Source organism: Pedobacter sp. 05L430 (genome assembly GCF_056397585.1).
In genome coordinates this window covers 1-20,641 of sequence record NZ_JBFTNT010000058.1, presented here as the reverse complement: position 1 = coordinate 20,641, position 20,641 = coordinate 1, and the positions used below count along the sequence as shown (strand labels likewise).

Here is a 20,641-nt window from a genome sequence, read left to right as displayed (position 1 = left end):
ATTTTGTCCTGAGGAATTCCTGAAGAGATAATTTCGCCGACAAGGTCTTTAATCACTGTAAGTGCGGAATCTAAAGCTGGTTGGTTTTGTTCAACAGGAGAAATAAAGCTATACGGGTACCAACTGTTATTGGTAGCTTGCGGAGCAAATAAAGCTGCATCATCCACCTTTAAATGATTGTTTAAAGAAATGATATCCTCAGCTGTAGATCCGCGGCCATGCAAAAAAACAATAGCTCTTTTAGCCTCAGCAACAGGAACACCTGCAGTTATAATATTTTTATTGTGTGTGTACATGTTAGTTTATTTTAGGTAAAATGCCCTCAATTTCTGATCTCATGTTTTCATATTGAGCAGGAAGTTTAAGGTTTGACCCTAAGTCTTCTAAAGATTCATCAACGGTAAAACCTGGATTATCGGTAGCAATTTCAAAAAGTACACCACCTGGTTCGCGGAAATATAAAGAATAGAAATAGTTACGGTCAATCTTTTCTGTAATGTTCAAACCCATTGCCACAACCTTATCTCTAAAGTACATTAAAGTGGCCTCATCTTTAACCCTGAAGGCAACGTGGTGCACAGATCCGCTTGCAACATGACCAACAGCTTCACCAGGGGCCTCTACAAGGTCAACAATGGCTGCATAGGTTACTGCATCTGTAACAAAACGTGACCGGTTCACTTCAGTTTTTTCCAATTTATATCCAAAAATGTCTGTTAAAACTTTAGCAGTACCATCCATTTTATTGGTTGTTATTGTTACATATTCTAAACTCCCGGCCGGAACACTGTACCCAATTTCGGTTACCTGTCTTGAACCTCGTCGGCCGGTCATAATTCCTTCCCATGGAAAAAATGTCAAAATACTTCCTGGTGTTCCTTGTTCATCACCGTAATAAAAGTGATAGGTATGTGGGTCATCAAAGTTTACGGTTTTTTTAATCAATCGTAAACCTAGTATGCGGGTATAAAAATCATAGTTCTTTTTTGCGTTTCCTGCAATTGCAGTAATGTGGTGCAGGCCTAAAATTCTGTTGTTCATGGCTACCTATTTTAGTGGTTTAATTAATTAATTCTTAAATAACACTACAAATTTAGGGGGAACTTTTATTTTAAATCTTACCATAGATTAAGAAATGCGTAGCTTTATATTTAGATATTTAAGTATGATTAGATTCATCCTCTCCGTTGTTTTATTGTCGGCTAGCTTGGTATCAAGTGCGCAAGACTCCATAAGTATTAAAATCTACCCTAAGTACGATAGTGTAAGTAAGTTTCATCGCTTTTTGTTTGGAGAAAATTACCGTAAGGAGTATGCGATGAGTACCAAAGTACCCATTATTAAAATTTCGGAAATTAAAGGTGGGTTAACGCCGGTCAAAAGGGGTGGAGGCAATCAATCGCATTCGTTAAGATTGGTAGATAAACAGGGCAAAGAGTGGGTACTTAGAAGTGTAGAAAAGTTTCCGGAAATATTGTTGCCCGAAATATTCAGAAAAACATTTGCGGGTACGGTAGTAAAAGATAATATGTCGGCCCAGAACCCATTCTCGGCCTTAGCAGTCCCTGATATTGCAGATGCTGTAAATGTGCCACACAGCGATCCTATGATTGGGTGGGTATTGCCGGATACCGGATTAGGTGAATTTGCCAAGGTGTTCCAGAATACGCTTTGTTTACTGGAGGAAAGAGAACCTGTTGGGGATACTGATAATTCGGAAAAGATGATGCGCAAGTTAACAGATGATAATGATAACATTTATGATGGCCGGGCATTACTAAGAGCAAAAGCATTGGATGCTTTGCTGGGAGATTGGGATAGACATGAAGATCAATGGAGATGGAAGCCTGAAAAGAATGTTGATGGAACTATGAAATATCTTCCAATTCCGAGAGACAGAGATCAGGTCTTTTATTTGTCGGAAGGCCTTGTGCCAAGATATGCGCAATCCTCGTGGCTATTGCCAATGATACAGGGGTACGAAAGAAGCCTGCCTGATATTAACTGGTTCTTTTGGGAAGGAAGAGCTATTTATGGAAGATGGTTTTCTGGGATAGATGAAAAGGAATGGAACGAGGTAGTAAAGGATTTTTGTGCTTCTTTAACCGACGAGGTGTTTGAAAAGGCCCTTAAAAAACTACCTGAACCCGGATATTCTCTTCRCCATGATCGCATACTGGCCCAGCTTAAAGAGAGAAGAAAGAACCTTCCTGAATTGATGAATAAATACTATCATTTTATAAATAGTATAGTTGATATACAGGCAAGTAATAAGAATGAGCTGATCAATATAACAGATGKGCCGGATAAGGCTTTAAATGTAACGATCCATAAAATATCTAAGGAAGGACACATTAAGGATGTTATTTTTAACAGAACTTTTAATCCAAAAGTAACCAGAGAAATTAGGTTATATGTGAAAGATGGTAACGACAGTTTGATACTAGATAATAAAACCTCAACTATTAAACTAAGGATAATTAGTGTTGAGGGTAAAAAAACATTTCATGTAGAAAACTCACCTCGTAAAATCCGTGTTTATGGTAAAGATGACAACATAGCTTTTACGGGGAATGCAAACAAGTTTCTTAAGAGATTGGATAACGACACCTCTAATACACACTTCGTGTACACAGATCTTTATAAAAGAAAGATGCTGCTTTTAAATGCCAGTTATAATATAGATGACAGGGTTTTGCTTGGTTTATCATATAAAATTACCCAACCCGGTTTTAGGAAACTGCCTTATGGAAGTACACATTCATTCTCATTTTTGCACTCTTTTGCAACATCGGGTTTTAGATTCAATTATAGAGGAGAAATGTTTAAAGTTTTAGGTAATGCGGATATTGTATTGCAAGCGGATGCCTTTGCTCCAGAGAATTCACAGAATTTTTATGGCTTAGGTAACGAAACAACTTTTAATAAAACCGGAGATTTTGTAAGATATTATCGTGCAAGATTTAGCCTGTTTCAGATAGATCCATCCATAAGATGGAGACTGTCAAAATCTACCTTTAGCATAGGCCCGTCACTGCAGTATTACCGATATAGTAAAGATGATAATGAGGGTCGTTTCATTAACAATACCTCAGAGTTGCATTCGCCGGATAGTGCAACCATAACAAAAGATAAGTTGTATGCAGGAGTAGTGGCAAATTTTACAAACAACAATCGTAATAGTGATATTTTACCTACTTCGGGCACATTCTTAGAAAGTAAATTACAGGCTTATAAGGGTATAAATGGCGAATCGAATTCTATGGCACAGCTGAGTGGTTCATTCTCCGTTTATCAAAAGATAGATAAAGGAAGCCGGTTTGTATTAACGGATAGAATTGGGGGTGGTGTTACGGTTGGTAAACAGGCATTTTATCAATCCAGTTTTCTGGGAGGACAGGGTAATTTACTTGGATATAGAGAATTTAGATTTGGTGGCCAACATAGCTTGTATAATAATTTAGAATTGCGTGTAAAAGTGGCGAATTTTATGAATTATATACTACCTGGTCAATTTGGACTATTGGGTTTTCATGATGTGGGCAGGGTATGGAGAAAAGGAGAAAATTCTGATGTGTGGCATCAGGGGTACGGAGCGGGTTTATATTTTGCTCCGGCATCCTTAACCGTGTTTCGTTTTGTAATGGGCCATTCAAATGAGGGTTGGTATCCTTATGTAGCCATGAAATTCAGATATTAAGAAGTATCAAAATTTGGTAAATTACTTATTTTAGGTAATGGGAAGTGTAAGAAAAGCCGTAATTTAGAACTCTCGTTTGAAAACCATCAAAAATTAGTTGTGATGAAGAAGAATTTTGTATCTAATTCTAGAGAATCTATTAGAATGTTTAAAAACCCACTTTTTGAGGGTTTATCTAAAGTCCCATATTTTGTACCGCTTATTGTGTATGTTCCGGTTGTAGGGTATTTCTCCTGGGTCTCATTCAGCACAAATGGAATCTTAGGTTTTCTTGGATATTTTCTGTTAGGATTATTTATCTGGACCTTAACTGAATATGTGCTTCATCGCTTTGTTTTTCATTTTTATCCAAAGTCTGAATGGGGTAAAAGAATTCACTTTATTTTTCATGGTGTTCATCATGATTATCCAAACGACGCACAGCGACTGGTGATGCCGCCTTCTGCAAGCATACCACTGGCACTGGCATTTTTCTTTCTTTTTAAATGGTTACTTGCTCCGGCCATGCTTGAAGGCTTTTTTGCCGGATTTATTTTTGGTTACTTATGCTACGACATGACGCATTACATGTTGCATCATGCACAATTCAAAAATGCTTTCTGGAAAAAACTTAAGCAACAGCACATGTTGCACCATTATGATGACTCTACAACAAAATATGGGGTGACATCTGATATTTGGGATAAAGTTTTTGGTACCAGATAGGAAACCGCTAATGCTTTAATTTTTTTCCGCGTAGGGGTAAAATAGAAGAGGGGTGTCGGAGGTATTATACCAACTATAAATTACAGAATAGAGTTTTAGTAAAATTACGCAAAGGTTTGCGCAACGTATGTGATTGATATTTTAAAATAAAACAGTTAACTAGCATTAGTTTACAAGACTAAACAATAACTGTTTTATTTTAAATGACCAAACACCCACACATGAACCGACTGTTATCAATAGCTCTGTTGATGATTTGCACCCTCAAATTGTCTGCACAATCCAAAATTTCTATAATTCCTTTACCGGCGAAATTGGAAGAGCGAAAAGGAAGTCTTACGCTAGACAAAAATGTATACATCAGTTATCCTTCAGCTAATTTAAAAGACCTGGCAATTTTTGCCCAATCTTCAATAGAAGAAACTGCGGGAATTAAACCCGAGTTGCGTACAGGCATGTGGATGCAAAGAAAAGCAAAAACCATTAGCCTTAATATTGATTCAAAAGTTACCTCAAAAGAGGGATATGTGCTGGAGGTAAATGCAAATGGCGTTGCTATAAAAGCAGGAACCGAAAATGGTCTTTTTTATGGTATACAAACATTATTACAACTGGTGCCAGTTAATGGAGTTAAGAAGTTGCCTTGTGTTTATATAGAAGATGAACCCCGTTTTAGCTGGAGAGGAATGCTCATGGACAATTGTCGCCATATGTTTTCTGTTGAGTATATAAAGAAATTTATAGATCAGTTGGCTAAACATAAATTAAACAAGTTTCATTGGCATTTAACAGAAGATCAGGGTTGGAGAATAGAAATAAAAAAATATCCGAAACTGCAGGAAATTGCAGCTTACAGAAATGGGACACAGATTGGTCCGAACAGGAAGAAAGATGTTGACAGTATTAAATATGGCGGCTATTATACTCAGGAACAGATTAAGGAAGTTGTAGCTTATGCAACGTCGAGATTTGTTGAAGTGATTCCTGAAATAGAAATGCCAGGACACTCGGTAGCAGCCATTACAGCCTATCCTTATCTGGCTTGTGGAGATGTGAGTTTTGAGAATGGAAAGCCATTTGAGGTAAGAAAAGTATGGGGAGTTTCTAAAGATCTTTACTGCGCAGGTAATGATACCGTATTTACATTTTTGGAAGATGTTTTAAATGAAGTGATGCCATTGTTTCCATCTCAATATATTCATATAGGGGGGGATGAAGCTCCGCATGATGCATGGCATACCTGCCCTAAATGTCAGGCACGTATAAAAAAGGAAGGCTTGAAAGATGAGGCGGCATTACAAAGCTGGTTTATACAGCGAATGGAAAAATTCATCAATAGTAAAGGGAAAAAGATAATTGGCTGGGAAGAAATTATGCAGGGAGGTCTTGCAGATAATGCGACTGTACATTCGTGGTTAGGAGTTGAAAGTGGTTTGAAAGCTGCTAAAAGTGGCCATGATGTAATTATGTCGCCATACTCGCATTTGTATATTGATGGCTACCAGGCTGATCCTAAAATCGAACCTATGGCTATTGGTTATTGGGTGCCAATTGATAGTGTATACGCCTTTGAACCAGTACACCCCGCGTTAACCGACACTGAAGCAAAGCACATTTTAGGTGCGCAAGGGAACTTGTGGACTGAGTTTATTGGAACAGAAGATTATTTTGAATATATGGTTTATCCTCGCATTGCGGCATTGGCAGAAATTGACTGGACACCAAAAGCGTTGAAGAATTTTGAAGATTTTAAGGGCAGGTTGAGCACTCAATATCAACGATATGATAAACAGGGAATTCAGTTTAGAATTCCGGTGGCTGTAATAGAAACAGTTGTGAACAAGGATAGCACGGTTAAAGTAACGCTTAATGATCCCACTAAAGCAAGTACTATCAGATATACAACCGACGGATCTGATGTTAATGAGCAATCGTCTGTTTATAAACAACCAGTGGTGTTGAAAAAAGGAGAGGTAATCCGCTACGCATTGTTTTTTAACAACAAACGTAAAAGTTCTACAGACTATTTTCCTAAACCTGTTAAACAAGCAAAATAGCATGAAACGATTGAATATTCCGAATTTGAGATATGCTTTAGCGTGCATATCACTGATCTTAGCGGGTCAATTAAGTAATGTCAACGCACAGAACAATCAATCTGTTAAAGACACATCGAAACCAGATTGGTTATTAAATTCGGCATCATATAAAGCTGCTATTTACAAGTCAGATAAGGACGTAATTCTTGAAAACGGATTGACCAAAAGGGTTTTTAGGATCACACCTAATGTGGCCTGTGTAGATTATGTTAACCTTATAAATGGCAGGCAGTTATTAAGGTCTGTAAAGGCAGAAGCCCGTTTGACCATTAACGGAAAAGACTATGAAGTTGGAGGTTTAAAGGGTCAAAAGGAAAATGCTTACCTTTTGCCTGAATGGCTTGACAGTTTTACGGCTGATAAGAATGCTTTCCAATTTGTTTCTTTCGATATAAAACCAATTTCACCATATATTAAATGGAAAAGTAAATTTTGGGCAAGCAATAATCAGCAGCCTACCGGTAAGATGGTGTCTTTTCTTTATAAGGCAGGAGCAGATGAACTGAAGGGCTTAACGGTAAATGTAAACTACGAATTGTATGATGGTTTGCCTTTAATTGTAAAATCGTTAACAGTTCAGAATCAATCGGATAAAGTGTTTAAGATTGACCGTGTAGTTAGCGAAGTTTTKGGAATGGTTGAAGAGCAAAGCGCTGTAGTTGKATCGCCAGAAAAAATGGCTAAACCACAAGGTATTTACCTGGAAACAAACTATGCCYTTAATAATGCAATGCGATATGATTTAAGCGATCAAACCACACATTGGAAGGTTGACTCGACATATACCTCGCAGGTTAATTACGATTATCAAACACCTTGTTTATTAGAAGTATATCCCGATAAAGCTCCCGGCATTGAACTGGAGAAAGGCGGTGTTTTTAAGTCTGTGCGTACACTTGAATTATTAATGGATAGCTATGATAGGGAGAGAAGAGGTTTGGCTATACGTAAAATGTACAATACAATAGCACCATGGACTACCGCTAATCCAATTTTTATGCATTTGGTTAGCAAAAATGATGAGCAGGTGCGTACAGCGATAGATCAATGTGCTGCAACGGGTTATGAAGCATTAATATTAAGTTTCGGCAGTCATTGTAATATGGAAGACACCTCTGCAGCTAATATTAAAAAATGGAAGGAACTGGCAGATTATGCACATAGTAAAAAAGTATTTATTGGAAGTTATTCTTTGTTTAGCTCCAGAAAAATAAGTGACGAGGACGACGTAATAAGTCCTAAAACCGGTAAACCAGGTGGTGCTTTCTTTGGGAATGCACCATGCTTTGGTAGTAAATGGGGGTTGAGCTATCGTGATAAAATAAAGAATTTTTATGCTCATACCGGCTTTGATATTTGGGAAAATGATGGCCCATATCCAGGTGATGTATGTGCTTCAACCGCACACCCCGGACATAAAGGTCTTGAGGATTCGCAATGGAGACAAATGGAAATTCAGAAGGACCTGTATCGTTCATTAAATGAAAAGGGCGTTTATATAAATGCGCCCGACTGGTATTTTCTGGATGGAACACACAAAATAGCGATAGGATACAGGGAGGTGAATTTTTCATTGCCAAGAGCAAATCAGATGATCCTTAACCGCCAGAATATATTTGATGGGACATGGGAAAAAACTTCGTCTATGAGTTGGGGATTTGTTCCTTTAACAGTTTATCAGGGAGGAGGAGCCGAAGCAGTTCTGGAACCTTTGAATGACCATCTAAAAGACTATGAACAGTTAATGATGCAGTATTATGGAGCAGGTGTGCAAGCTTGTTATCGGGGCCCACGCTTATATGATACGGATGCTACCAAGCAAACTGTAATTAAGGTGATTGATTGGTATAAGAAATACAGAGATATATTGAACTCGGAAATTATCCATTTGAGAAGAGCTGATGGGAGAGATTGGGATGGAATATTACATGTAAACCCTAGCCTAAAAACCAAAGGTTTAATGATGTTGTACAATCCATCGAAAAAGGAAATTACCCGTACCATAAAGGTTCCATTATATTATACAGGTTTAACCGGCACTGCCACTTTGAAAGAGAAGGAGGGAGTGGCTAAAAAGTACCCATTAAACAGAGATTATGAGATATCGTATACCTGTACGCTTAAGCCTGAGAGCTATACCTGGGTGCAAATTGAATAATCACATTACTGTTTGGAAATTTTCACCGATGTTTTATGGCCACTCGTCGAGTTTTTTGTCTGCTTTAGCCGGATAGAACTGGCATGATTTAGTAATAACCCTCATCTTTATGGTAAGTTATTCATTAGATAGATCATAAAGCGATGAACACAATTAGTTTTAAAACTTCGGTAAAAGATAAATATGAGTTGATTTCTATCAGACCTATATTGGATATCATATTTGGAGAGAACAATTGGTCATTCAGGACCGAGGGAATTGATAGAATACTAAGTGTAGTAAGCTCTGTTCCTTGTGCACCTATGGTTAATTATATCTTAAAAGATAAGGGCTTTCATTGCGAAGAATTAACACCAGCGTTAAGTTTTTGAAATTGACTATCTTTGATTTAATATGATGAAAATGAAGTCTGTGAATTATAAAGAACTGCTACTCCGCTGGGTAGTTGGGTTTTTTATGTTCTTAAACTTATTTACATTATCCGGCGCAGCCAATGTTATTTCCTCTGTTAATTCGACGGCGTATCCAACTGAGGAAAGGATCGTTAGTCAGAATGGAACAAAGAGGCATAAAATATTCTACAAGAGTTTTGTTGGTAAGGTCAATTGGATTTATTCCAAAATTTCTTCCTTCAAATATGTTTTCAGGAATCTCCTGATGGTTAAAAATAGCATTGTTCATGTTCAGTTCAATGCTAATGCATTTCTAGTTTTATTTATTAATTTTCTAATGGGTACATTATGTGCTTTGAGATTCCTTTTTTATCCCGCATCTCCAAAAACAAGCCTCCCGGCGTAGTTTAATTTTCTAAGACTATTTATTGTTTTTTCACGAGAGGTTTATTGGCCGAAAGGCTTTTTCCTATAATTTTTTTTTATGGAACGCTTTAAGAAAACAATGCGTCTTTTTGGACTCATTGTAATGATAATATTAGCTTGTTTTGGGATCGGATTGGGCGGTACACCACCTGTATTGCCGGTTATCCGTACCAAACATGCGACAGAATTTATAGAAACCAAAGAAGAGGATAATGTGGAGGAGGAGATGCAAAACTTAAAATAAAATAACCTATTTTTAAACCAGGTTAGGAAATCTTATGAACAGAACAATTGCATTACTCCTTTTTATTTTTACATCGATTACTGCAATAGCGCAGTCTCCGAAACACGATCTGCATTTCAATAAGCTGGCATCCCAATGGGACGAAGCTATACCTCTGGGCAATGGGACTTTAGGTGCTTTGATTTGGCAAAAGGGAGAACGGCTAAGGTTCTCTCTGGATAGGGTAGATGTTTGGGACATGCGACCTATGAAGGGCTTGCATCGGAAAGAGTTTAGTTATAAATGGGTAATAGATCAGGTGAATAAAAAGGATTATAAGCCTGTACAAGACTATTTTGATGCGCCTTATGATAGGGAACCTGCACCTTCGAAAATACCTGGGGGTGCTCTTGAATTTGAAACCAAGGACTGGGGGCAGGCCGAAGATGTTCATTTATCTTTAAAAGATGCAGTTTGTAAGGTGCGCTGGACAAATGGCATTGTGCTAAAAACTTTTGTTGATGCCGTAAAGCCATTGGGTTGGTTTAGATTTGAAAATATAAGCAACGATTTTAAACCACATTTGATTGCACCAAAATATCAGGGAGAGGTTAAAGTTTCTGGCGATCCGGTAGGCGGTGATGACCTATCGAGATTGGGATACAAACAGGGAACAATTCAGCAAAATGGAAATAGCATAACTTATCATCAGGAAGGCTGGGGTGGATTTAGTTACGATATCAACGTGAGATGGAAAAGAATTGACAGTAAAACTGTTGAAGGAGTTTGGAGTATTTCATCTCAGTATCCGAATAAGATTGCTAATAGAAAAGCTGCTGTTGTTACTCAAAATGCCATTTCCACTAGTTTTAACAAAGAGTTTACTGCACATGTGGGGTGGTGGAGTAATTTCTGGAGCAAGTCGGCAATTCATATACCCGATACGTTGATTGAGAAACAATGGTATTTAGAGCAATATAAATTCGGCTCTGTAGCAAGATCAGATGCACCTCCAATTTCGTTGCAGGCGGTGTGGACTGCCGATAACGGAAGGATACCACCATGGAAAGGGGATTATCATCATGACTTAAATACTCAGCTTAGCTATTGGCCGGCATATAGTGGCAATCACCTTGGTGAAGCAATGGGCTATATTAATCATCTCGAGCAAAATAAGGCAAACTATAAGCGCTATACTAAGCTTTATTTTGGTGCAGACGGTATTGCTGTGCCTGGAGTAACAACCCTGGATGGTACAGAAATGGGCGGATGGATTCAATACTCTTTATCACCAACAGTTTCTTCATGGCTTGGACAACATTATTACCTGCAATGGCGCTACAGTATGGATAAGGTTTTTCTTAAAAATAATGCTTATCCATGGATCAAAGGAGCAGCCCTGTTTCTTGAAAACATAACGGTTAAAGACGGAAACGGACACAGGAAATTGAAAATTAGTTCAAGTCCGGAGATAAACGACAATGACCTTAGTGCCTGGTTTTTGGGAAATACAAACTATGATCTGGCTTTAATGAAATTCACGTTTAAAGCTGCGGAGGAACTTGCTACTGAACTTGGATTGAAAGCCGAAGCCTTGCGGTGGAATAAACTCTTAAATGAGTTTGATGATTTCGCGATAACAGATAAGGATGAACTTAGATTTGCCCCAGGTCTGGATTATAAAGAATCGCACAGACATTTCTCTCATATGATGGCTATCCATCCATTAGGGCTAATAAAATGGGAGGACGGACCGAAAGCTCAAGCCATTATAAAGAATACGATACAGCTATTGGATAAGGTAGGGCCAGATTACTGGTGTGGGTACTCTTATTCCTGGCTTGCAAACATTAAAGCAAGGGCAAAAGATGGAGCCGGTGCAGCAAGAGATCTACAGACATTTGCCAGGGCTTTTTGCTCTATAAATAGCTTCCATTTAAACGGAGATCAAACAAAATCAGGACTATCGAAATTTCAATACAGACCCTTTACTCTGGAAGGTAACTTTGCATTTGCAGCGGGCTTGCAAGAAATGCTATTGCAGAGTTATGCAGGGTTTATTGAAATTATGCCTGCTGTTCCACCCGAATGGAAAGACGCTTCATTTGAAAATTTGCGTACAGAAGGAGCTTTTCTTGTAAGTGCAAAAAAAGCTGGAGGACAGGTAGATGAAGTCAAGATCGTTTCAGAAAAAGGAGGAGTAACTAAATTAAAACTGCCGTTTAAAACTCATTTTATTGCTTCAAACGCAGGTTTTAAAATAAAATCCGCTGAAAGCGGGTTTTTGGAGTTAACGGCCAAACCAGGTGCTGTGTTGTTGTTGAAAAACGGGTATRAATAGGTTTTCTCTTTAGCATGCCAATATCGCTTAATGGTTTGACAATAACAGCTAATTTCTAAAGCTGTAATTTCCTTTCTTTGATTATTAAATAAAACATAACTAAAGATGAATTTGGCACAAAAAAAAATACTTTTCTTTTTTTGTTTTACCTTAAGTGGCTTGTCATTATTTGCGCAGACAGATCAGCAAGTGAGATTTAATTCACCGGCGAACCATTTTACTGAATCTGTTCCTGTTGGCAACGGCCGATTAGGAGCAATGGTATTTGGCAATCCAAACAGAGAAAGGATTGTTTTAAACGAAATTTCTATGTGGTCTGGTGGTGTAGAAAATCCCAATAGAAATGATGCTGCTGCTCATTTACCTGTTATTCAGCAATTGCTAAAGGATGGAAAAAATAAGGAGGCGCAAGAACTATTACAAAAATATTTTACAAGTGCCGGAGCTGGGTCTGGTTTTGGAAATGGTGCAAACGAAAAGTTTGGATGCTATCAAATCCTTTCAGATATGTTTATTAATTGGAGAGACACCACCTCAAAAGTAACGGATTATAAAAGAATTTTAAGTATAGATAAAGCCATTTCAGTTACTGAGTGGAGCAGGTCAGGTGTAAACTTTAAAGAAGAGGTGATTGTAAGCACCCCTCAACAAGCCATTATTGTTCGTTTAACTTCGAGTAAAGCAAAAGCATTAAATTTTGATCTGTCGCTAAGTAGAAAAGAGCATGCATCTTTTTCAGCCGAGGGAAATGGGCTTAGCATGACAGGACAATTGCCAGGTGGTAATGGAGATAAAGGAATTCTTTTTGCAGCCTTTGCGAAAGCCATTTCATCCACAGGAAAAATAACGGCAAAAAATAGTGTACTTACGGTTGATGGAGCAACCGAATGCCTTATTGTAATTAGTGCTGCAACAGATATGAACTGGCCAGATGTAACACACCGCGGTGCAATACCTTTGCCGGTAGCTAAAAAACATGTTGATGCTGCGGGTAAACTTCCGTGGCTAACATTGAAAACAAAGCAGCGCGAAGATTTTCAAGCCTACTACAATCGCTGTAAAATCCAACTTGGTGAAAAAGAGAATGCCGGTATTGCAACGCTTTCTACAGCAGAACGACTGGTGCGTTTTGCTAACGGAGGGAGTGATGTAACGCTACCAGCTCTGTATTTTAATTTTGGACGGTACCTTTTAATTTCAAGTTCTCGCCCAGGTGGCTTACCAGCTAATCTGCAAGGGATTTGGGCTGAAGAGTATCAAACCCCGTGGAACGGAGATTATCACCTGGATATCAATGTGCAAATGAATTACTGGTTGGCGGAGAATACTAATTTGGGAGATATACATAAACCCCTGATTGAGTTTACAAAATTTTTGGTGGCGCCAGGACAAAAAACTGCAAAAGCATATTATAACAGCACGGGATGGGTGGMACACGTAATTGCAAACCCCTGGGGTTTTACTGCTCCAGGCGAGCATGCCTCATGGGGTTCGGTACTTTCGGGTGGAGCATGGTTAAGCAGTCATTTGTGGCAACATTATTTATATAACCCAAACAAAAAGACTTTAGCTGAGATTTATCCGGTACTAAAAGGGGCAACAAAATTTTATACCGATATTTTAATTGAAGATCCGCTAACAAAGTGGCTGGTAACAGCGCCTTCCAACTCTCCAGAAAATTCTTATAAAACCGAGGAAGGTTTTGAAGGGCAAACCACGATGGGTCCAACTATGGATATGCAGATTGGGAGAGAAATGATGAACAATACTATTGCTGCGGCTAAGTTATTAGGTATAGATAAGAGTTGGACAGATAGTTTGCAGCAGCTAAAAGGCCGGTTAGCTCCTAATCAGATCAGTAAAAAAACAGGCGGGATACAAGAGTGGATCAGAGATTATGAAGATCCTGAGGTAACACATCGCCATGTTTCGCATTTGTATGGTTTGTATCCCTACGATGAAATTACTCAACTTGAAACACCCTTATTGATGACTGCAGCAAAAAAAACTTTGGAGAGAAGGGGGGATGGAGGTACAGGTTGGTCGAGAGCATGGAAGGTGAATTTCTGGGCCAGACTAGGTGATGGTGACCATGCTTGGAAGGTGTTTAAAGCACTGCTGGCGCCTGCTGTTGCGGGAAGTGAGATTTCGATGACCAGTGGAGCAGGAACTTATGCAAATCTGTTTTGTGCGCACCCGCCATTTCAGATTGATGGAAATTTTGGCGGTACGGCAGCCATTGCTGAAATGTTGCTCCAAAGTAATGGCATTAACTCTGTGATCCGCTTATTACCTGCATTGCCAACAGATACTGATTGGAGCTCTGGTAATATAAAAGGAATGCGTGCAAGGAATGGCTTCGAGCTTAGTTTTAGCTGGAAGAGCAGCAAACTCACCAAAGCCGAAATCTTTTCCCTAAGCGGAGCTGAATGTTATATTCAATTACCTGCCGGTACTTCGGTTTACAGTAGCGCAGGGAAAAAGATAGCATTAAATACTAAAGTGGATAATCTGGTTAGCTTTAACACTGTTAAAGGAAGTAAATACGTTATAAAATAGGCTTAAAAAGGGGGTACACCTTCATCTAAAATTCTGTTCCATTCGGTGTGTCTTTTTAGGTATGTTACTACAAATGGACATAGAGGGATGAGTTTATAGTCGTTGTCTTCCAGGTAAGCTAATGTTTTCTCAACTATTGCAGTTGCAGTTCCCCTTCCTTTAAGTTCTTCGGGTGCTTCAGTATGGATCAGCCATATCTTTTTACCATGCTCCTTGTAATCTATAAAAGTCAGATAATTATCTGTTTTGAGCTCAAATCTATTTTTTTCTGAATTTTTTATCAGCGGTACATCGTTAAATTCTGCATTCATTTTTTGTTGTATTTAGAGTGATATATTCTACAACAATTTAATCAATAAAAATTTCATATTCTGCTTTTTAAGAAAATAATAATTGGTATTTAAAGTATTTATTCTAAATTTATAGAAGCAGACAAGTGAAAGCTTGTCTGTACAATTGAAACCAAATAGATATTGTATGTACCGTAGGCTTTTTTATTTACTGCTGACGTTTTTTGCTATTGTGTATATTATACAGGCATGTAACAGCTCATCTTCAAATCAGGTAGCCGAAGAACAGTTGCCTGATAGTATCAGTTACAATTTCAATGTCAGGCCAATTCTTTCTGATAAGTGCTTTATCTGTCACGGCCCCGATGCGAATAAACGACAAGCAGATTTAAGATTAGATATTGCTGAGGAAGCCTATAAGGCGTTAAAAGAAAATCCATCAGCGCATGCCCTTGTACCTTTTAAACCTAATGCATCTGAAGTGTTTTTAAGGATTTCCACAAAGGATACGGCATATATGATGCCTCCGAAGTCCTCAAATCTAAAATTGACTGCTAATGAGATTTCTATAATAGAGAAATGGATTAAGCAAGGAGCTAAATACGAAAAGCATTGGGCTTTTACTCCTCCTAAAGCTCCCCAAATGCCTAAGATTAAGGATGCTAAATGGGTGAAAAATGAGATAGATTATTTTGTGCTTGATAAACTGGAACATAAAGGAGTAGTACCTAACCCCGAAGCGGATAAGGAAAGGTTATTAAAGCGTGCTAGTCTTGACATTACCGGTTTGCCACCCTCTATTGAGATGATGGATAAATTTCTTGCTGATTCCAGTAGTAACGCATATGAGAAGGTTGTGRAGTCGCTACTATCAAGTCCAGCTTATGGGGAACGGATGGCATTGCACTGGTTAGATGTTGCCAGATATGCTGATTCTCACGGGTATCAGGATGATAATTACCGTAGTCAGTGGCCTTGGAGAGATTGGGTTATTCATGCTTTTAATGAAAATATGCCCTATAATCAATTTGTGACCTGGCAGCTTGCCGGAGATTTGATGCCAAATGCCTCGAAAGAACAGCTTTTGGCAACAGGTTTTAACAGGAATCATAAAATAACAGAAGAAGGTGGTGTAATTGATGAAGAATATAGGGTTGAGTATGTTACTGACCGCACCAATACTTTTGGGAAAGCCATTATAGGTGTTACGCTGGAATGTGCTCATTGTCATGATCATAAGTACGATCCATTTTCGCAAAAGGAATACTACCAGGTATTTGCTTTTTTTAACAATGTAAAAGAAGTAGGAATTGAGTCTGTTGTTGGCGGCCCGGAGACTTATGCAAAAAAACCGCTGATGGAAATTAGCAATGCTGATGTTAAAGAAATATTGAAGTTTGTAAATAAGCAGGATACGAATAAATTAATCGTATCAGTAATGGGTGATCAGGATACAGTTAGAAAAACCTATTTACTAAAAAGGGGTGTATATGATGCGCATGGTGAGGTGGTGGAAGCCGGAACGCCTAAATCATTACTTTCATTTAGTGATAAATACCCTAAAAACAGACTTGGGTTAACGCAATGGTTATTCGATAAGAAAAATCCGCTTACTTCAAGAGTATTTGTAAATCAGGTATGGCAAGAGTTTTTTGGACGAGGTATTGTTAAAACTTCGGGAGATTTTGGGATGCAGGGAGAGTTACCTTCGCACCCCGAATTACTCGACTGGCTTGCGGTTGATTTTATGAACCATGGGTGGAACATCAAACGCCTTGTTAAGCAAATAGCATTGTCTGCAACCTATAGACAATCTGCTGTAGTCTCTCCGGAAAAACTGAAGACCGATCCGGATAACATTCTTTTGGCAAGAGCGCCGCGTTATCGTATCCCTGCTGAACTTGTCAGAGATGTGGTGCTTTCCAGTAGTGGGTTGTTAGTGAATACAATAGGAGGGCCAAGTGTTAAGCCTTACCAGCCACCAGGCCTTTGGGAAGGAGCTACATCAGGTAGAGGTTTATTGGCTACATACAGACAAGATCATAACGAGAGTTTGTATCGGAGAGGTATGTATACTTTCATTAAAAGAACTGTTCCACCTCCTGTAATGGGAATTTTTGATGCCAGTAACAGAGACCAGTGTGAAGTTAAAAGATTAAAAACGAATACCCCGCTTCAGGCATTGGCGATGATGAATGACCCCACAGTATTAGAGGCTTCGCGTGTTTTGGCCGATAAGTTATTACAAGATAAAGGAACATCAGAAGCAAGGATCAGCAAGGCATTTAGAAGGATAGTTTGTAGAAAACCTAAGGATAAAGAAATAAAGCTGTTGGCCTCCTATTACGCCGATCAATTGAAGGTATTTAAACAAAAATCAAATGCGGAGAAAGTTTTGGCAGTAGGCGAGTACCCTCTCTCTCAGAAAACCAATAAAACTGAACTTGCCGCAATGATGGAAGTAATAGCAGCAATATATAATTTAGAAGAAACCATTACAAAATCCTGATTTATGGAAAAGAATATTTTGGAGCATGGACTTAATTTTAACAGACGTCGTTTCCTTTCAAAATTAAGTTTGGGTTTAGGGAGTGTTGCACTGGGATCGTTACTAATTCCGGATCTGTTTACCGGCAGTTTTGAAGAGGCAGGACTTCCTCCCGGTATTCCTGATTTTGCTCCTAAAGCTAAAAGAGTAATTTATCTGTTTCAGAACGGTGCTCCTTCACAATTGGAGTCTTTTGATTATAAGCCTAAGCTTAGAGAAATGATGGGGCAGGAGCTTCCGGCATCCATTAGAGCAGGTCAACGCCTTACAGGTATGACGGCTAATCAATCTTCTTTCCCTTTGGTAGGTTCATATTATGATTTTAAGCAATACGGTGAGTCGAGAGCATGGATTAGTGACTTGTTCCCTCATACTGCAAAGGTTGTCGATGATATTTGTATCATCAGATCTATGTTTACCGAAGCGATAAATCATGATCCGGCATTAACTTTTTTTCAAACCGGGGCGCAACAGGGAAACAGACCAAGTATGGGTGCATGGCTTAGTTATGGCTTAGGTAGCGAAAATAAAAATCTGCCAGCATTTACTGTATTGTTGTCGCGGGGTAAAGGTAATGGGCAGGGGGTATACTCAAAACTGTGGACTAATGGATTTCTGGATTCCACGCACCAGGGTGTTCAATTTAGCAGTGGCGAAGATCCGGTACTTTATTTAAAAGACCCGGAAGGATTGAACAGATTTGAGAGAAGAAAGATGCTCGATAAATTGGCTGAGCTGAATGAGATGTCGTACCAGGAATTTGGTGACCCGGAGATAAATGCCAAGGTACAACAATACGAAATGGCCTATCGAATGCAGACTGCTGTACCTGAAATCACCGATCTTTCTAAAGAACCAGACGATATTATAAAACTTTACGGACCTGATTGTTTGGTTCCGGGAACTTTTGCTGCGAATTGTTTGCTGGCACGTAAGCTAAGTGAAAACGGGGTGCGTTTTGTGCAATTGTATCATCAGGGATGGGATCAGCATGGCAATCTGCCAAATGAGATGGCAGGGCAAGCTAAAGACGTAGACCAGGCATCGGCAGCATTAATAACTGATTTGAAACAGAGAGGATTGCTTGATGAAACATTGGTGATATGGGGAGGTGAATTTGGCCGCACTAATTATAGTCAGGGCGCAATGACCAAGGATAACTATGGTCGCGATCATCATCCACGCTGTTTTAGCATTTGGATGGCTGGGGGTGGAATTAAGCCGGGTATAGTATATGGTGAATCTGACGAGTTTGGATACAACATTGTAAAAGATCCTGTTCATGTGAACGATTTTCATGCAACAGTTCTTCATCAGCTTGGGCTAAACCATGAAAAACTTACGTTTAAACATTTAGGCCGTCGCTACAGATTAACAGATGTAGCCGGCAAAGTAATTAATGACATTATAGTATAAAGAATATTTTATGAAAAGAAGAGAATTTTTAAAACATACAACCGCAGTTTCTGCCGGATTTTTTATTATGAAAGATACATTAGCAAAATCAAAAGAACCTGTGTATGGTCACAACAACATGCGCTATACGATGGATGCAAAGTGGGGGCAATTAAACCCTGCAAAGAATCCGGTAAATGATTGTCATGAAATGGTGCAGGATAAAAAAGGCCGGATTATTTTATTGACAAATGAGACCAAAAATAATGTACTGATCTATAATAAATCGGGCAAACTGTTAGATTCCTGGGGTCACGAATTTCCTGGGGCACATGGATTAACACTCACCAGAGAGGGCAGTAAAGAATTTCTTTTTATTACCGATACAAACAGACATCAGGTATATAAGACTACCTTGGATGGAAAAATACTGATGACACTTGATTGTCCGATGGAAACAGGGCTGTACAAAAAAAATGAAGAATATGTACCAACCGAAGTAGCAGTTGCAGACAATGGTGATTTCTTTATTGCAGATGGTTATGGATTGCAGTATGTTCTGCATTATAATGCTGAGGGTAAATTGTTGAGTTATTTTGGCGGAAAAGGTGCCGAAACCAAACATCTGGATAATGCGCATGGGGTTTGTATTGATAAAAGACAGGGTGAAGCATCATTGCTGGTTACAGATCGTACACGCAATTGCTTTAAACGCTTTGATATGGCAGGGAATTTAAAAGAGATAATTGTGCTTCCTGGTGCTTGTGTTTGCAGGCCGGTTATTAAAAATGATTATTTGTATGCTGCGGTGCTAAGATCACCGGATCTGAATAAGGAGAATAGTGGCTTTGTTACTATTTTGGATAAGGATAATAAGGTAGTGTCAAATATTGGTGGTTCAGCACCGACTTATACGGATGGTATATTGCAACCAATGTCGCAGGCAGAGAAGATTTTTCTGAATCCACATGATGTATGTGTAGATGACGACGACAACCTTTATGTAGCCCAGTGGGCATCGGGCAAAGTATATCCATATAAATTTACCCGTGCATAATTTTTTATGAGAATTACGCTTAAAGGTTTTACTGAAAATGCATTATTTGCGTTAAACATCTTTATTGTCTTTTTACTGGTATTTGGAGATAAGATTTCTGTGCCGTATTGGTTACAGCCATTAGGTAGGCTGCATCCTATGATTCTGCATTTTCCTATAGTACTTTTGCTGTTAGCGATGCTTCTGGAATTCTTTCGCTTTAAGGAGGCATACACCGGAGAAAAGTTATATCAGAATTTCACTACCGGGTTATTGTTAACCGGAGTTTTATTGTCTGCAGTAACTGTTGTTATGGGATTATTCCTGTCAAAAGAAGAAGGCTATAGCGGTGATACTTTGCAATGGCACAAGTGGACAGGAGTAAGCATTGTTTTTATTTCTTCAATTATATATTGGTCCAGAAACTCTTCCTGGTATAAAGCACCCGTAGCAAAAGCAGGTGCTGTTATTACCATTTTATGTTTAATTGTTACCGGCCATTATGGAGCTACATTAACTCATGGAGATAATTTTGTTCTGGCAGCCGTAATGCCAGAAAAAGAAAAGGTTCCAGTAGATAAGGCAGTCATATTTGATGATGTGATCATGCCCATATTTAATGAAAAGTGTTTGAGTTGCCATAATTTAGAAAAAGCAAAGGGCAGTTTAATCTTGGCAGATGCTAAATCTATGTTTAAGGGCGGAAAGAACGGTAAATTATTTGTGCCTGGGAAACCTGAAATAAGTTTGCTGCTGGAACGAATACATC

Annotated in this window: 15 protein-coding genes; 12 read left to right on the top strand and 3 right to left on the bottom strand. The window is 38.7% G+C overall.

The features are described 5' to 3' along the window. Positions 1 to 296 (bottom strand): alpha/beta hydrolase (locus AC1DG9_RS11260; protein ID WP_477634640.1); only part of this gene is annotated, 296 nt, incomplete at its 3' end. Position 297: 1 nt separating this feature from the next. Next, positions 298 to 1,041: a ring-cleaving dioxygenase gene (locus AC1DG9_RS11255; RefSeq protein ID WP_477634639.1), complete on the bottom strand. Its 744-nt coding sequence runs from the start codon at positions 1,039 to 1,041 to the stop codon at positions 298 to 300. Positions 1,042 to 1,165: 124 nt separating this feature from the next. Between AC1DG9_RS11255 and AC1DG9_RS11250 the strand changes: the two genes are divergently transcribed. The 8 genes from AC1DG9_RS11250 (at position 1,166) to AC1DG9_RS11215 (ending at position 14,603) form a co-directional block, all read left to right on the top strand. Then, complete coding sequence (locus AC1DG9_RS11250; RefSeq protein ID WP_477634638.1) at positions 1,166 to 3,700, top strand: BamA/TamA family outer membrane protein; 2,535 nt, start codon at positions 1,166 to 1,168, stop codon at positions 3,698 to 3,700. A 102-nt stretch (positions 3,701 to 3,802) separates the two neighbouring features. After that, entirely contained in the window at positions 3,803 to 4,405 is a 603-nt protein-coding gene (locus tag AC1DG9_RS11245) for a sterol desaturase family protein (protein ID WP_172663710.1), read from the top strand. Between the two features lie 221 nt (positions 4,406 to 4,626). Next, positions 4,627 to 6,462 carry a beta-N-acetylhexosaminidase gene (locus AC1DG9_RS11240; protein ID WP_337715073.1) on the top strand — a complete coding sequence of 612 codons (1,836 nt, stop codon included), beginning with the start codon at positions 4,627 to 4,629 and terminating at the stop codon, positions 6,460 to 6,462. Position 6,463: 1 nt separating this feature from the next. Beyond that, complete coding sequence (locus tag AC1DG9_RS11235; RefSeq protein ID WP_477634637.1) at positions 6,464 to 8,662, top strand: alpha-galactosidase; 2,199 nt, start codon at positions 6,464 to 6,466, stop codon at positions 8,660 to 8,662. Between the two features lie 143 nt (positions 8,663 to 8,805). Beyond that, positions 8,806 to 9,033, top strand: coding sequence for a hypothetical protein (locus AC1DG9_RS11230; protein WP_172663707.1), 228 nt, complete (start codon positions 8,806 to 8,808; stop codon positions 9,031 to 9,033). A 505-nt stretch (positions 9,034 to 9,538) separates the two neighbouring features. Continuing rightward, complete coding sequence (locus tag AC1DG9_RS11225) at positions 9,539 to 9,724, top strand: hypothetical protein (protein WP_337715069.1); 186 nt, start codon at positions 9,539 to 9,541, stop codon at positions 9,722 to 9,724. Positions 9,725 to 9,758: 34 nt separating this feature from the next. Next, positions 9,759 to 12,044: a glycosyl hydrolase family 95 catalytic domain-containing protein gene (locus AC1DG9_RS11220; protein ID WP_477634636.1), complete on the top strand. Its 2,286-nt coding sequence runs from the start codon at positions 9,759 to 9,761 to the stop codon at positions 12,042 to 12,044. A 105-nt stretch (positions 12,045 to 12,149) separates the two neighbouring features. Further along, positions 12,150 to 14,603, top strand: coding sequence for a glycoside hydrolase family 95 protein (locus tag AC1DG9_RS11215; protein WP_477634635.1), 2,454 nt, complete (start codon positions 12,150 to 12,152; stop codon positions 14,601 to 14,603). 2 nt (positions 14,604 to 14,605) lie between these two features. Here the strand turns inward: AC1DG9_RS11215 and AC1DG9_RS11210 are convergent, their stop codons facing one another. Further along, positions 14,606 to 14,914, bottom strand: coding sequence for a GNAT family N-acetyltransferase (locus AC1DG9_RS11210; protein ID WP_172663703.1), 309 nt, complete (start codon positions 14,912 to 14,914; stop codon positions 14,606 to 14,608). 166 nt (positions 14,915 to 15,080) lie between these two features. Between AC1DG9_RS11210 and AC1DG9_RS11205 the strand changes: the two genes are divergently transcribed. The 4 genes from AC1DG9_RS11205 to AC1DG9_RS11190 form a co-directional block, all read left to right on the top strand. Then, on the top strand, positions 15,081 to 17,402 hold the full coding sequence (locus AC1DG9_RS11205; RefSeq protein ID WP_477634634.1) for a PSD1 and planctomycete cytochrome C domain-containing protein: 2,322 nt from the start codon (positions 15,081 to 15,083) through the stop codon (positions 17,400 to 17,402). A gap of 3 nt (positions 17,403 to 17,405) precedes the next feature. Next, the gene (locus AC1DG9_RS11200; protein WP_048904630.1) at positions 17,406 to 18,857 is read left to right on the top strand and encodes a DUF1501 domain-containing protein; all 1,452 of its coding nucleotides are present in this window, start codon (positions 17,406 to 17,408) and stop codon (positions 18,855 to 18,857) included. A 10-nt stretch (positions 18,858 to 18,867) separates the two neighbouring features. Further along, positions 18,868 to 19,893, top strand: coding sequence for an NHL repeat-containing protein (locus AC1DG9_RS11195; RefSeq protein ID WP_337715062.1), 1,026 nt, complete (start codon positions 18,868 to 18,870; stop codon positions 19,891 to 19,893). A 6-nt stretch (positions 19,894 to 19,899) separates the two neighbouring features. Then, positions 19,900 to 20,641, top strand: a 742-nt coding sequence (locus tag AC1DG9_RS11190; protein ID WP_477634633.1) for a DUF2231 domain-containing protein, incomplete at its 3' end; no start/stop codon positions are given.